The organism is Streptomyces sp. NPDC026515 (assembly GCF_055567595.1).
This window is the reverse complement of record NZ_JBVHQD010000013.1, coordinates 87260-102040: the sequence shown is the minus strand read 5'-3', so window position 1 is coordinate 102040 and position 14781 is coordinate 87260. Positions and strand designations below refer to the sequence as shown.

Here is a 14781-nt window from a genome sequence, read left to right as displayed (position 1 = left end):
ATACCGGTCGCCATGGGACAATGAAGTACGTGCTCTTCCCCTTGGCCGGCCGGTCCGGGGGTCACCTCTGATCGACCGGGATGTGCGGCACGTGCGTTTCCTCAATGACATCCAGCCCGCGTACGACCTGACGTACGACGACGTCTTCATGGTGCCGAGCCGCTCCGCGGTCGGCTCGCGGCAGGGCGTGGACCTCGACTCGCCGGACGGCACCGGCACCACCATCCCGCTGGTCGTCGCCAACATGACCGCGATCGCGGGCCGGCGGATGGCCGAGACGGTGGCCCGGCGCGGCGGCCTCGTCGTCATCCCGCAGGACATCCCGATCGACGTGGTCACCGACGTCATCACCTGGGTGAAGAGCCGCCATCTGGTGCTGGACACCCCGATCGTGCTCGCCCCGCACCAGACCGTCGCCGACGCGCTGGCCCTGCTGCCCAAGCGCGCGCACAACGCGGGCGTCGTCGTCGACGAGGACGGCCGCCCCGTCGGTGTCGTCACCGACCGAGACCTCAACGGCGTCGACCGCTTCACCCAGCTCGCCGAGGTCATGTCCCGTGACCTGCTGCTGCTCGACGCGGACATCGACCCGCGCGAGGCGTTCAACAAGCTGGACGGGGCCAACCGCCGCTACGCGCCCGCCGTCGACCGGGACGGCAAGCTGGCCGGCATCCTCACCCGCAAGGGCGCCCTGCGCGCCACCCTGTACACCCCGGCCACCGACGCGCGGGGCAGGCTGCGGATCGCCGCCGCCGTCGGGATCAACGGGGACTTCGCCGACAAGGCCAAGCAGCTGCTCGACGCGGGGGTCGACACGCTCGTCATCGACACCGCGCACGGCCACCAGGAATCGATGATCAGCGCGATCAAGCTGGTCCGCGGCCTCGACCCGAAGGTTCCGGTCGCGGCCGGCAACATCGTCTCCGCCGAGGGCGTCAAGGACCTCGTGGACGCGGGCGCGGACATCATCAAGGTCGGCGTGGGCCCCGGCGCCATGTGTACCACCCGCATGATGACCGGCGTCGGCCGGCCGCAGTTCTCGGCGGTCCTGGAGTGTGCCGCGGAGGCGAGGAAGTACGGCAAGCACGTCTGGGCCGACGGTGGTGTGCGGCACCCGAGGGACGTCGCGATGGCGCTGGCCGCGGGCGCGTCCAACGTGATGGTCGGCTCCTGGTTCGCCGGCACGTACGAGTCGCCGGGCGACCTCCAGCAGGCCGCCGACGGGCGGCTGTACAAGGAGTCCTTCGGCATGGCCTCGGCGCGCGCGGTGCGCAACCGCACATCGGACGAGTCGGCCTACGACCGGGCCCGCAAGGCGCTCTTCGAGGAGGGCATCTCCACGTCCCGGATGTTCCTCGACCCGGCCCGGCCGGGCGTGGAGGACCTGATCGACTCGATCATCGCGGGCGTGCGCTCCTCCTGCACCTATGCCGGCGCGGGATCCCTGGAGGAGTTCGCCGAGAAGGCGATCGTGGGGATCCAGAGCGCGGCGGGCTACGCGGAGGGCAAGCCGCTGCACGCCAGCTGGAGCTAGGACCTGTCGTTTGGATCCCGCGGACGCGGGGTCCGGCGCGCACGTCTGCGGCGTTGTCGCCGGTCGCCGACGCCCCCCGGCCTTCGGCCGGAAGGTGCCTCCACCGCGTCGACCGCCTCCTCCGCCCTGCAGCCGCACGCACCAGACCCCGTTCACCGGCGCCGATCAGCACCGTCGCTGTCCTGCGACCTGTTCCGACAACAGGCCCTGGCCGCTTCGCGGACGGCGGCCGGGCTCGTGTTCTACTTCGGGTACGGCTGTCGCCGGTCCCGTCCTGCACCACCTGAAAGCTGAACGACCCCTTGCTGAACGATCTCGACGAACGCATCGTGCACGCCCTCGCCGAGGACGCCCGCCGCTCCTACGCGGACATCGGGCAACTGGTCGGCCTGTCCGCGCCCGCCGTCAAACGGCGCGTGGACCGGCTGCGCGCCACCGGAGCGATCACCGGTTTCACCGTGCGGGTGGATCCGGCGGCCCTCGGCTGGGAGACGGAGGGATTCGTCGAGATCTACTGCCGGCGCAACACCTCGCCCGAGACGATCCAGCGGGGGCTGGAGCGGTACCAGGAGGTGGTGGCCGCGTCCACGGTCACCGGCGAGGCCGATGCGGTCGTGCAGGTCTTCGCGTCGGACATGCGGCACTTCGAACGGGTCCTGGAGCGGATCGCGGGGGAGCCGTTCGTGGAACGCACCAAGTCGGTGCTGGTGCTGTCCCCGCTGCTGAGGAGGTTCTCCTCGGGGGCCCCGGGCTGAGCTGTCGTATGCCGGGTGCGGACGAGTGGGAACCGCGCGGGCGGCCACGAACCACCCGCACCGGCGTACGACGGCGCACCCGGTCCGCTATTCCGCGGTCATCCGGGCCAGCGCGTTGCTGCCGATGGAGTTGTGGACGCTGAAGCTCACCGCGTCCGACCGGTAGCGGTCGTCGGACCACTCCACCGGGCGTCCTTCCCGGGTCGTCGTCACCCGCCGCACCCGCAGCAGCGGGCTCGACCGGCGGACCCCCAGCAGCTCGGCGTCCCGCGCGCCGCAGGCGACCGCGTCGATCACGTGCTCGCCGTAGGCGAAGACCAACCCCGTGTTCTCGTACAGGCGTTGGGTCACCGACGGGCACTCCGGCTCTATCGCCGCCACCGCCGGGGAGATCCAGTCCGCGTACACCGTGCGCTCCAGCAACACCGGCTCGCCGTCCAGGCCGCGCACCCGCAGCACATGCAACACCTGCGTACCGGGGGGGAGTTGAAGGCGGACCGCGTCCTCCTGGGTGGCCGGGCGGTATTCCTGGGACACCACGTGTCCGGTCGCCTCGCGGCCCATCGACCTCGCCCACTGCGCGAAACTGCGCAGCTCCGCGAAGCTCTGGCTGCGCCGGCTGGCCAGCACCACCCGGCGGGCGCCCTGGCGGGAGCCGATCAGCCCCTCCGAGGTGAGCGCGGCGACGGCCTGGCGGACGGTGCCGCGGGAGACTCCGTACTGCGCCGCCAGCTCCGTCTCGGCGGGCAGCCGGCTGCCGACGGTGTACTCCTCGCGGTCGATGGCGCGCCGCAGCTCGTCGGCGATCTCCTCGTGTCGCGCCGTCATGCTTCCCCTCTGATCAGGCTGTTGTGCACAGCGTGACCAGCCTAATCGACGTCCCGGGGTGATTCGTGTCAGCCGCGAATGTGCAGGGAATCAGGGCCCGGTGTTTCCGTCGTATTCATGAACAGGTCACCCGCGCCGGGCGTACTGTGGTCAACTTGTTCAGACAAGTTCGCTCGGTGCCCGCCACAGTGCCGCCCCCACAGCGCCACCCACCCTCGTGCGTACTCCCTGGAGAGACCGTGACCGTGTCCCTGCCGAGAACCGCCGTCCTTGGCGGCTCCCTCGCCGTCGTAGCCGCGCTCGCCCTGAGCGCCTGCGGCGCCGCCCCCGACAACGCGTCGTCCACCACCTCCGACGGCAAGAACGCCGCCACCGCGACCTCCGCCGCCGACCTCGGCGGCATGGACAAGCTGGTCGCCGCCGCGAAGAAGGAGGGCGCGCTGCACATCATCGCCGTGCCCCGTGACTGGGCCAACTACGGTGCCATCATCGACGGCTTCCAGAAGAAGTACGGCATCAAGATCGAGGACGAGAGCCCCGACGGCTCCAGCCAGGACGAGATCAACGCCGTGACCTCCCGCAAGGGCCAGGACCGTGCGCCGGACGTGCTCGACCTCGGTTCCTCCTTCGCGCTCAGCGCGGCCCAGCAGGGACTGCTCGCGCCGTACAAGGTGACCACGTACGGCGACATCCCCACCGCCCAGAAGGACCCGCAGGCCCGCTGGTACAACGACTACGGCGGCTACATCTCCATCGGCTGCGACGCCAAGCGCGTCAAGACCTGCCCGACCACCTTCGCCGACCTGCTCAAGCCGCAGTACAAGGGCCAGGTCGCCCTCAACGGCAACCCGACCAAGTCCGGCTCCGCCTTCGGCGGCGTCTACGCGGCCGCGCTCGCCAACAAGGGCTCCTTCGACGACATCCAGCCCGGCCTGGACCTCTTCGCCAAGCTGAAGAAGAACGGCAACTACACGCCCGTCGAGTCCACCCCGGCCACCGTCGAGAAGGGCGAGACGCCCATCTCCATCGACTGGGACTACCTGAACGCCGGCTACGCCGACGAGTTCAAGTCCAAGGGCGTGGACTGGAAGGTCAGCATCCCGACCGACGGCCAGTACGCCCAGTACTACTCGCAGGCCATCAACAAGGACGCCCCGCACCCGGCGGCCGCCCGCCTGTGGCAGGAGTACCTGTACAGCACCGAGGGCCAGAACCTGTGGCTCAAGGGCTACGCCCGTCCGGTCCTGATGACCTCCATGGAGTCGGCCGGCACGCTGGACAAGACCGCGGCCGCCAAGCTGCCCGCGGTCACCGGCACGCCGTCCTTCCCGACCGAGGCCCAGCAGGACAAGGCCAAGACGGTCCTCTCGACGGGCTGGTCGAAGGCCGTCTCCGGATGACGGCCACGCTCACGCGGGCCGACGTGGCGTCCGCCGCTTCCCAGAAGCGGCGGCGCCGCGCCCCCGGCTGGCTGGCCGTCGTCCCGCTGCTCGCCTTCACGGCGGTCGCGTTCGGGCTGCCGGCCGTGGCCATGCTGAACGGCGCCTTCACGGTCAAGGACCCGGCGAGCGGCGTGTCCTCGTACACCGGGCGGAATCTCACGGACTCGCTCCAGGGGCCGTACCTCACCGCCCTGGTCGGCAGCGTCAAGCTGTCCGCGCTCTCCGCCCTGATCGCCGCCGTCCTCGGACTGCCGCTCGCCCAGGCCGTGGTCAGCTCGCGCTCCCGGGCGCTGCGCGAGGCCGTGCTCACCGCCTCCGGTGTGCTCGCCAACTTCGGCGGCGTGCCGCTGGCGTTCGCCTTCGTGGCGACCCTCGGCAACGCCGGTGTGCTGACCGTGCGCCTCCATCTCGCCGACCACGGCTGGAACCTGTACAGCTTCTGGGGACTCGTCCTGGTCTACCTGTACTTCCTGATCCCGCTGATGGTCCTCACCATCACGCCGGCCCTGGACGGACTCCGGGCGCAGTGGCGGGAGGCGGCGCTCAACAACGGCGCCACCGGCGTGCAGTACTGGCGGTTCGTGGCCCTGCCCGTGCTCGCGCCCTCGCTGCTCGGCGGCTTCGTGCTGCTCTTCGGCAGCGCCTTCGCCGCCTACGCCACCGCCGCCGCGATGGTCGGCAGCGCGGTCCCGCTGGTCACCCTGCAGATCGCCGACGCCCTCTCCGGCAACGTCCTGGTCGGCCAGGAGAACGTGGCCCTCGCCCTGAGCCTGGACATGGTGCTGGTGGCGGGCGTGGTGATGGCCGTCTACCTGCCCCTGCAACGACGGAGTGCCCGATGGCTCGACGCCTGACCCCGTGGCGCTGGGCCGTCCTCGGTCTCGCCGCCCTGTACTTCCTGGTCCCGCTGGGCGCCTCCGTCGTCTTCACCGTCGACGTGCCCGGCCAGGGCGTCACCTTCGACGCCTACAGCCAGATCCTGTCCGCCGACGGCTTCCTCTCCAGCCTGCTGCTCTCGCTGGAACTGGCCCTCGCCACGATCGTCGTCGTGCTGCTGCTGATGGTGCCCGCCGTGGTCGCCCTCAGGCTGAGCGCGCCGCGGCTGCGGCCCGTCGTCGAGATCGTCTGCTCGCTGCCGCTGGTGGTGCCGCCGATCGCGTTCGTCGCCGGCATCGCGAGCGTCCTGAAGTGGGGGCCGGACCACCTCTCCAGGACCCCGCTGTTCCAGACGTTCGTCGCCATCCAGAACCCGGACTTCCCCGTCGTCCTGGTCCTCGCCTACGTCGTGATGGCGCTGCCCTTCGTGTACCGGGCGCTGGACGCCGGACTGCGCGCGATCGACGTGCGCACCCTGGTCGAGGCCGCCCGCAGCTGCGGGGCCTCCTGGCCGCAGGCCCTGGTCCGGGCCGTGCTGCCCAATCTGCGCGGGGCGCTGCTCAACGCGGCCTTCCTCACCCTGGCGCTGGTGCTCGGCGAGTTCACCGTCGCCCGGCTGCTCGGGTTCCAGCCCTTCGCCGTGTGGATCTACAACGTCGGCGGCTCGCAGGCCCAGATGTCCGTCGCCGTGTCCGTGCTCAGTCTCCTGGTGACCTGGGCCCTGCTCCTCGCGCTCGCCGGTGCCGGCGGCCGTGACCGTACCGCTTCGTCCCGGGGATGAACCATGAGTGTCAGCACGCCTGAGAAGGCCGCCACCGCCACCACCGTCGAATTCCGTTCCCTGCGACGGGAGTTCGGCGCCACCGTCGCCCTCGACGGATTCGACCTGACCGTCCGCCCGGGGGAGTTCCTGGCCCTGCTCGGCCCCTCCGGCTGCGGCAAGACCACCGCGCTGCGCATGCTCGCCGGGTTCGAACACCCCGACTCCGGCGCGGTGCTGGTGGACGGCTCGGACGTCACCTCGGTCCCGGCGCACCGCCGGGACGCCGGGATGGTCTTCCAGTCGTACAGCCTCTTCCCGCATCTGAACGCCGTCGACAACGTGGCGTTCGGGCTGCGCATGCGCAAGGTCCGCACGTCCGAACGGCGGTCCCGGGCAGCCGAGTTGCTGGAGCTGGTCGGGCTCGGCGACAAGGGGGAGCGGTTCCCCCACCAGCTCTCCGGCGGACAGCAGCAGCGCATCGCGCTCGCCCGTGCCCTCGCCCTGCGGCCCCGGGTGCTCCTCCTCGACGAGCCGCTGTCGGCCCTCGACGCCAAGGTCCGGCTGACGCTCCGCGAGGAGATCCGCCGGCTCCAGCAGGAACTCGGCATCACCACCCTGTTCGTGACGCACGATCAGGAGGAGGCGCTGTCCGTCGCCGACCGGGTCGCCGTGATGCGCGCCGGGCAGCTCGAACAGTGCGCCGAGCCCGCCGAGCTGTACGGCCGGCCGGCCACCGCCTTCGTCGCCGAGTTCGTCGGCACGATGAGCCGGATCCCGGGCACCGTCAAGGACGACCGGGTCGAGGTACTGGGCCGGCGGCTGCCGCTCGACGGACCGGCGCCGGACGCGAGCGAGGTCGACGTGCTCGTACGGCCCGAGGCGGTCCAGGTGCGCGCGGACGGCACCGGTACGGCCACCGTCGTCGCCACCGCCTTCCTGGGCGCGGTCGTCCGGGTCACCGTACGACTCGCCGACGGCACCGAGGCCAAGGCCGACCTGGCCGCCCACGAGGCCACCGGTCTGGGCGCCGGAGCCGCGGTGAGCGTGTCGCTGCCCGAGCGGCCGGTACTGGTGGCGAGCCGCACCCACAAGTAGTGCCTCCGGAACTCCGGATGTGTCCACAAGCCCTGACGTGAGGAATGACAACAACGTGACCCCCCACCCCCGACTCCCCCTCCAGGCCGTCCTGTTCGACATGGACGGAACGCTCGTCGACACCGAGCGGCTGTGGTGGGAGGCGGTGGAACGCGTTGCCGGGCGGACGCTCGGCGCGGCCGACGAACCCGATGTGCTGGGCCGGCCGGTCGAGCACACCGCCCACTGGCTGGCCGGCAGCACCGGCAGGTCCGGCGCCGGCCTCGCGGCCGAGCTGCACCGGGAGTTCGCGGACCGTGTCCGCACCGGCATCGTGCCCCGCCCCGGCGCCCTCGACCTGCTGGACGCGCTCGCCGCGGCCGGCGTTCCCACCGCCCTGGTCACCGCGTCCCCACGCGCGGTGGCCGACCTCGTGCTCGACGCGCTCGGCGCCGGCCGGTTCGCCGCCTCCGTCACCGCCGACGACACCGGCCGCACCAAGCCCGCCCCCGACCCGTACCTCGCCGCCTGCCGTGCCCTCGGCGTCGACCCGGCGGCCTGTGTCGCCGTCGAGGACACCGAGACCGGGGTCGCCTCCGCCGAGGCCGCCGGCTGTGCGGTCCTCGCCGTGCCCTCGCTCGCGCCGATCGGCGACGCCCCCGGCCGGACCGTGCGGGACAGCCTCGTCGGGGTCACTCCCCGGCAGCTCAGTGACATGGCGGTACCCGAACTGCGGGTCATGTCCTGGAACCTGTGGCTCGGCGGCGGCCGGATCGACGACCACCGGGCCAAGCAGATCAAGGCCGTCGCCGACGCGGGGGCGGACGTCGTCGGCCTCCAGGAGACCGCCGGCACCTCGGCCCGGGAACTGGCCGAGGCCCTCGGCTGGCACCACCACACGGCCGGCGAGAACCTCGGGATCATCAGCCGCTATCCGATCACCGCCCGCCTCGGAGACCCGGAGGTGGGGTTCTACGGAGCCGCCGGGGTGCGGATCGCCGTACGCCCCGGACGGGAGGTCGACATCTGGACCGCGCATCTGCACTGCGCCCCCTACGGGCCCTACGAGTTCCACTTCGCAGGGCTCGGGGCGGCCGAACTGATCGACCACGAGGAGGTACGGCTCGGGCAACTGCGCGAGGCGCTGGAGCTGATCGGGGACGGCACGGTGCCCGTGGTGCTCGTGGGGGACTTCAACTGCCCCTCCCACCTGGACTGGACGGACGTCGAGTGGCCGGTGACCAAGGCCGCCGAGGAGGCCGGGTTCCGCGACTCCTACCGGGAGGTCCACCCGGATCCGGTGGCCGCGCCGGGGCACACCTGGTCGCCGATCCACCCGGTGGCGGAGGACGGCAGCGGGCGGCCCGAGCCGCAGGACCGGATCGACTACGTGCTGCACAGGGGGCTGCGCGTACTCGACTCCCGGACCTGGGTGAGCGGGGCGCCCGCGTCCTGGCCGGAGGTGGCGGGCAACGACTGGCCCTCCGACCACGCGGCCGTCGTCAGCACGTTCGCCGTCGAGTCCTGACCCGGTGTTACCGAAGGCAACCATTGCGGTGACCGAGGGCATCCCGTAGTTTGTGCCGGGCTCCTTACTCGCTGGTAACACCGGTAGGCAATCCATGCGCTGGACCGTCGGCCGACCCACCACCGTCCGCGCGCGGATCGTGGCGCTCGCCCTCGCCCCAGCCGTCGCGCTGACGGCTCTGTGGAGCTTCACCATGGTCTCCGTCACCACCGAACTCCGCGCGCTGATCCGGGTCCAGGGGGTGTACGACGACTTCGGCACCCCGGTCGACACCGCCGTCGGGCAGATCCAGATCGAACGGCGGCTGTCGGCGGCGTACCTGGGTGCCCGGCTCGACACGGTGGCAGCCGCCGGCCTGCTGACACAGCAGCGGCGCACCGACCGGGCCGTGGACGCCATGCGCGCCGCGGTCCGGGGCGGTGACCGCGGACGCCTCAGCGGCCGGCAGCGCCAGGCCCTGGACGCGATGGTGACCGCCACCGGCAGGCTGGAGTCACTGCGCGAGCGGGTGCTGTCCCGGAAGATCGCGTGGAACACCGCCGTCACCGACTACAGCGCCCTGGTGGAGCCCGGCTTCGGCGTCCAGTCCGCCCTCACCGCCCTCCAGGCCGGACAACTGGCCCGGGAGGCGCAGGTGGTCGTCGAGCTGGTCCGGGTGCGGGAGTTCGTCTCGCGCGAGGACGCGCTGGTCGCGGGGGCCAGGGCAGCCGGACGGCTCACCCAGGGACAGTACCGGGAACTCGCCGCGGCCATCGAGGACCGCCGCGTCTTCGAGCGGACCTACGTCCCCGACCTGCCCGCCGACTCTCGGGCGCCGTTCCAGCGGTTCCAGCGCGGTGAGCTGTACGGATCGCTGGAGCGTGGCGAGGACGCGCTGCTGCGGGCCGGTGCGGACCGGGCCGGTGCGGCCGTGGCCGCGGACACCTGGCGGTCCACCACCGACCGGGCCGTCAGGCAGTACATGCTGCTGTGCACAGAGTCCGCCCGGAACTCCGCGGAGCGCGGACGGACCTTCGCCTACCGGGAGCTGGCCAGGGCCGCCGTCGTCGGTGTCGTCGGGCTGGCGGCGGTGGGGCTCTCGCTGTGGTTCGCGGTGCGCGGGGCGCGCCGCGTCTCCCGCCGGCTGGAGAACCTGCGGGACGCTGCCGACCTGCTCACCGCGCACCAACTTCCCGCCCTGATGGACCGGTTGAGCGCCGGCGAGGACGTGGACCCGGTCGCCGAGGCACCGCCGCTGGCCGCCGGCGAGGCCGGTCGCGACGAGATCGGGGACGTCGGCCGGTCGTTCAACAGGGCGCGGCTGGCCGCGGTCGAGGCGGCGGTGAAGCAGGCCACGCTGCGCAGGGGCCTGTTCGCGGTACTCCTCAACATCGCACGCCGCAACCAGGCCCTCGTCCACCGGCAGCTGAAACTCGTCGACACCCTGGAGCGGCGCACCGGCGACCCGGCCGTCCTGGGCGAGCTGTTCCGCATCGATCATCTGACCACCCGGATGCGCCGGCACGCGGAGAGCCTGATCATCCTCTCCGGAGCCACCCCCGGACGGCGCTGGCGGCGGCCGGTGCCCGTCGCCGACGTGGTGTCCTCGGCGGTCGGCGAGATCGAGGACTACCCACGGGTCGTGGTGCCGCCGATGCCCGGGGTGGGGATCGCCGCGGAGGCCGTCGCCGACGTCGTGCACCTGCTCGCCGAGCTGCTGGAGAACGCCACCGTGTTCTCGCCGCCGCACACCCAGGTCACCGTGCGCACCGGCCGGGCCGGCCACGGCTTCACCCTGGAGGTGGACGACCGGGGCCTCGGCCTGGACGCCGGCCGGCTCGCCGAGGCGCACCGCACCCTCACCGACCCCGAGGCCTTCGATCCGGCCCGCCACGACCGCCTCGGTCTCTACGTGGTGGGCCGCCTGGCCGCTCGGCACGGCATCGAGGTGACCCTGCGGGAGTCGCCGTACGGCGGCACCACCGCGGTGGTGCTGCTGCCGGCGGCGGTGCTGGCGGAGACGGACCCCCGCCCGGACGGGCCTGACGGGCCGGACGTGATGACCGAGACGGACGCGTTGCCGCGCGGGTGCGCCGGGACGGCCAAGGCCGGTTCCGGCGGGTCCCGCGCCCCCGCCGCCCCCGCGCTGCCCACCCGCAGGCGGCAGGCCTCCCTCGCCCCCGAACTGCGCACCGAGCCCGCGCCCGAACCGGAGCCCGGGTCCGGGCAAGGGCGTGACCTGGACGCCGACGAGATGCGGGTGGTCTTCGGGGCGTTCCAGCGCGGCCTGGACCTGGGGCGCAGGGGACTGCCCCGTGACACGGACGAGCCGACCCGCCCCGAGGAAAGGACGCCTTCCGCCGATGACCAGTGACAACCACCCCGCCCCGGACCCCGGCGCGCCGCCCGGCAGCGACCTCGGCTGGCTTCTCGACGACCTGGTCGCCCGGACCGACCACGTCCGCCAGGCCGTGCTGCTGACCGCGGACGGACTGCCGCTCAGCCAATCCGAGGGCATGCGGCGGCGGGACGTCGAGCATCTCGCGGCCGTCTGCTCCGGCTTCCACAGCCTGGCCCGCTCGGCCGGAGACCGGTTCGCCGCCGGAGAGGTGCGGCAGACCATGGTGATGCTCGACGACGCCTACCTCTTCGTGACCCCGGCCGGGCACGGCAGCCGGCTCGCCGTCCTCAGCGACGTCCGCACCGACATCGGCCAGCTGGCTCACGAGATGGCACTGCTCGTCCGCCGCCTCGGCCGTCACCTGGACGCGGCCGCGCGCTCGGCTCCGTGACCCCGCGGTGAGCGACGAGCACTGGTACGAGGACGAGACCGGCTCGCTGGTCCGCCCCTACACCGTGACCCGGGGGCGGACCGAGCCGTCCAAACGGCACACCATCGACCTGATGTCCCAGGTCACGGCGGTGGACGCGGACGTGGCCGAGGCGGGTGTCGACCATGCCCGGGCCGCCCTGCTCGCCCTGGTGCGGCGCGGCGCCCGCCCGGTCGTCGAGCTCGCCGCGGACGCCGACCTGCCGCTCACCGTCGTCCGCGTCCTGCTGGGCGACCTCGCCGAGGCCGGCCTGGTCCGCATCGACCGGCCGCGCCGCGTGGAACCGGCCGGTCCGGCCGCCGACCCGGCCCTGCTGAAGGAGATCGTCGAACGGCTGAAGGAGCTGTAGGGATACGCCCGGCGCAACGAATCGCCGCCATACACCTGAATCACGCAACGAACCGTCCGGCCACGCGCAACGGCTCCTCCTTGTCCGGCCCGGCCCGCCGACCTACCGTCTAAATGGCCACAGACCCCCTCCGTACCCGGTGAGGACCCGCATGCGCACCGCCCTGCTCCAGAGCTCCGGCCGTCCCGGCTCGACCGTCGAGAACCTCAAGGCGCTCGACGAGGCCGCCGGCCGGGCCGCCGCCGAGGGCGCCGCGCTGCTCGTCGCACCCGAGATGTTCCTGACCGGCTACGCGATCGGCGACGACATCGGCCGCCTCGCCGAGCCGGCCGACGGCGACTGCGCCGACGCGATCGCCGAGCTGGCCCACCGGCACGGCCTGGCGATCACCTACGGTTACCCGGAGCGCGCAGGTGACGTGGTATACAACTCCGCCCAGCTGATCTCCGCGGACGGCACCAGGCTCGCGAACTACCGCAAGACCCACCTCTTCGGCTGCTTCGAGCGCGACCACTTCACACCGGGCGAGCAGCCGGTCGTCCAGGCCGAACTGAACGGTCTCACCGTCGGGATCATGATCTGCTACGACGTGGAGTTCCCGGAGCCGGTCCGCGCGCACGCCCTGGCCGGCACCGACCTGCTGGTCGTCCCGACGGCGAACATGCACCCGTTCCAGTTCGTCGCCGAGTCCCTGGTCCCGGTGCGGGCCTGGGAGAACCAGATGTACGTGGCGTACGTCAACCGGACCGGCCAGGAGGGCGAGTTCGACTTCTTCGGGCTGTCCGGGCTGACCGGCCCCGACGGCGTGACACGGGCCCGTGCCGGACGCGGCGAGGAACTCGTCCTCGCCGACGTCGACTCCGCCCTGCTCGCCGCCTCCCGCGAGGCGAACCCCTACCTGAAGGACCGCCGGCCCGGCCTCTACGGGTCCCTGGTCTGACCTTCCCCTCTCCTCCCCGTTCTTTTCGCAGGTCGCAAGTCGCAAGGAGTCCGTACCCCATGACGTCCACCGTGCCCAACGCCGTCGAGCACGCAGACGAGCAGCAGCCGCCGATCACCATGTTCGGACCGGACTTCCCCTACGCGTACGACGACTTCCTCGCCCACCCGGCGGGCCTCGGCCAGATACCCGCGACCGAGCACGGCACCGAGATCGCGGTCATCGGCGGCGGGCTGTCCGGCATCGTGGCCGCGTACGAGCTGATGAAGATGGGCCTGAAGCCGGTCGTGTACGAGGCCGACAAGATCGGCGGCCGGCTGCGGACCGTCGGCTTCGAGGGCTGCGACCCCTCGCTGACCGCCGAGATGGGCGCGATGCGCTTCCCGCCCTCCTCCACCGCCCTCCAGCACTACATCGACATGGTGGGACTGGAGACCCGCCCCTTCCCCAACCCCCTTGCGGAGGCCACCCCTTCGACGGTCGTGGACCTCAAGGGCGAGTCGCACTACGCCGAGACGGCCGCCGACCTGCCGCAGGTCTACCGTGACGTCGCCGACGCCTGGAACAGGTGCCTCGAAGAGGGCGCCGACTTCTCCGACATGAACCGCGCCCTGCGCGAGCGGGACGTGCCGCGCATCCGCGAGATCTGGTCCCGGCTGGTCGAGAAGCTCGACAACCAGACCTTCTACGGCTTCCTCTGCGACTCCGAGGCCTTCAAGTCCTTCCGGCACCGCGAGATCTTCGGCCAGGTCGGCTTCGGCACGGGCGGCTGGGACACGGACTTCCCGAACTCGATCCTGGAGATCCTGCGCGTCGTCTACACCGAGGCCGACGACCACCACCGGGGCATCGTCGGCGGCAGCCAGCAGCTTCCGCTGCGGCTCTGGGAGCGCGAGCCGGAGAAGATCGTGCACTGGGCGTACGGCACCTCGCTCGCGAAGCTGCACGACCACGGCGAGCCGCGCCCCGCCGTGACCCGGCTGCACCGCACCAGCGGCAACCGGATCACCGTGACGGACGCCCATGGCGACATCCGCACGTACCGCGCGGCGATCTTCACGGCCCAGTCCTGGATGCTGCTGTCGAAGATCGCCTGCGACGACTCGCTCTTCCCGATCGACCACTGGACCGCGATCGAGCGCACCCACTACATGGAGTCCTCGAAGCTGTTCGTCCCGGTCGACCGGCCGTTCTGGCTCGACAAGGACGAGGAGACCGGGCGGGACGTCATGTCGATGACGCTCACCGACCGGATGACCCGCGGCACGTACCTCCTGGACGACGGCCCGGACAAGCCCGCCGTCATCTGTCTCTCCTACACCTGGTGCGACGACAGCCTGAAGTGGCTGCCGCTGTCCGCGAACGAGCGGATGGAGGTGATGCTGAAGTCGCTCGGCGAGATCTATCCGAAGGTCGACATCAGGAAGCACGTCATCGGCAACCCGGTGACCGTCTCCTGGGAGAACGAGCCCTACTTCATGGGTGCGTTCAAGGCCAACCTGCCCGGCCACTACCGCTATCAGCGGCGCCTGTTCACGCACTTCGTGCAGGACCGGCTGCCCGCGGACAAGCGGGGCATCTTCCTCGCCGGCGACGACATCTCGTGGACGGCGGGCTGGGCCGAGGGCGCCGTCCAGACCGCGCTGAACGCGGTCTGGGGCGTCATGCACCACTTCGGCGGCACCACCGACCCGGCCAACCCGGGTCCCGGTGACGTCTACGACGAGATCGCGCCGGTCGAACTCCCCGAGGACTAGGTCGTGTTGCGAAAGTCCCGTCGTTCGCCCGAACAAACGAAAGGGACTTCTCAAAAAAAACCCGGGAGAAAAATCAAACCCCCGCCGCCCCGGGCCTCTTCTCGACCTCCCTCGCGACATCCTTC

Annotated in this window: 13 protein-coding genes; 12 read left to right on the top strand and 1 reads right to left on the bottom strand. The window is 71.8% G+C overall.

What is annotated here, in order from left to right:
- Positions 1-91 precede the first annotated feature (91 nt).
- Positions 92-1534 carry a GuaB1 family IMP dehydrogenase-related protein gene (locus tag ACZ4O3_RS26680; RefSeq protein WP_362717066.1) on the top strand — a complete coding sequence of 481 codons (1443 nt, stop codon included), beginning with the start codon at positions 92-94 and terminating at the stop codon, positions 1532-1534.
- Positions 1535-1836: 302 nt separating this feature from the next.
- Positions 1837-2289: an Lrp/AsnC family transcriptional regulator gene (locus ACZ4O3_RS26675; protein ID WP_046726552.1), complete on the top strand. Its 453-nt coding sequence runs from the start codon at positions 1837-1839 to the stop codon at positions 2287-2289.
- A gap of 87 nt (positions 2290-2376) precedes the next feature.
- Here the strand turns inward: ACZ4O3_RS26675 and ACZ4O3_RS26670 are convergent, their stop codons facing one another.
- Positions 2377-3117, bottom strand: coding sequence for a GntR family transcriptional regulator (locus tag ACZ4O3_RS26670; protein ID WP_362717063.1), 741 nt, complete (start codon positions 3115-3117; stop codon positions 2377-2379).
- Positions 3118-3356: 239 nt separating this feature from the next.
- Here ACZ4O3_RS26670 and ACZ4O3_RS26665 point away from each other — a divergent pair, with 239 nt between their 5' ends.
- From ACZ4O3_RS26665 to ACZ4O3_RS26620, 10 genes are all read left to right on the top strand, one after another.
- A complete protein-coding gene (locus ACZ4O3_RS26665) occupies positions 3357-4517 on the top strand; it encodes an ABC transporter substrate-binding protein (RefSeq protein WP_384993901.1) in 1161 nt (386 codons plus the stop codon).
- Entirely contained in the window at positions 4514-5413 is a 900-nt protein-coding gene (locus tag ACZ4O3_RS26660; RefSeq protein WP_362717058.1) for an ABC transporter permease, read from the top strand. Before ACZ4O3_RS26665 ends, ACZ4O3_RS26660 begins: the two co-directional genes overlap by 4 nt.
- Complete coding sequence (locus ACZ4O3_RS26655; RefSeq protein WP_362717056.1) at positions 5398-6216, top strand: ABC transporter permease; 819 nt, start codon at positions 5398-5400, stop codon at positions 6214-6216. Before ACZ4O3_RS26660 ends, ACZ4O3_RS26655 begins: the two co-directional genes overlap by 16 nt.
- Positions 6217-6219: 3 nt before the next feature.
- Positions 6220-7293, top strand: coding sequence for an ABC transporter ATP-binding protein (locus ACZ4O3_RS26650; RefSeq protein WP_467724626.1), 1074 nt, complete (start codon positions 6220-6222; stop codon positions 7291-7293).
- Positions 7294-7348: 55 nt separating this feature from the next.
- Positions 7349-8800, top strand: a complete 1452-nt coding sequence (locus ACZ4O3_RS26645) for an HAD-IA family hydrolase (RefSeq protein WP_467724625.1) — start codon at positions 7349-7351, stop codon at positions 8798-8800.
- Positions 8801-8894: 94 nt separating this feature from the next.
- The gene (locus ACZ4O3_RS26640; protein WP_467724623.1) at positions 8895-11153 is read left to right on the top strand and encodes a sensor histidine kinase; all 2259 of its coding nucleotides are present in this window, start codon (positions 8895-8897) and stop codon (positions 11151-11153) included.
- The gene (locus ACZ4O3_RS26635) at positions 11143-11571 is read left to right on the top strand and encodes a roadblock/LC7 domain-containing protein (RefSeq protein ID WP_362733171.1); all 429 of its coding nucleotides are present in this window, start codon (positions 11143-11145) and stop codon (positions 11569-11571) included. Before ACZ4O3_RS26640 ends, ACZ4O3_RS26635 begins: the two co-directional genes overlap by 11 nt.
- A 7-nt stretch (positions 11572-11578) precedes the next feature.
- Positions 11579-11959 carry a DUF742 domain-containing protein gene (locus tag ACZ4O3_RS26630; protein ID WP_467724621.1) on the top strand — a complete coding sequence of 127 codons (381 nt, stop codon included), beginning with the start codon at positions 11579-11581 and terminating at the stop codon, positions 11957-11959.
- A gap of 151 nt (positions 11960-12110) precedes the next feature.
- Positions 12111-12899, top strand: a complete 789-nt coding sequence (locus ACZ4O3_RS26625) for a carbon-nitrogen hydrolase family protein (RefSeq protein ID WP_467724620.1) — start codon at positions 12111-12113, stop codon at positions 12897-12899.
- Positions 12900-12958: 59 nt separating this feature from the next.
- Positions 12959-14656 carry a flavin monoamine oxidase family protein gene (locus tag ACZ4O3_RS26620; protein WP_362730382.1) on the top strand — a complete coding sequence of 566 codons (1698 nt, stop codon included), beginning with the start codon at positions 12959-12961 and terminating at the stop codon, positions 14654-14656.
- Positions 14657-14781 lie beyond the last annotated feature (125 nt).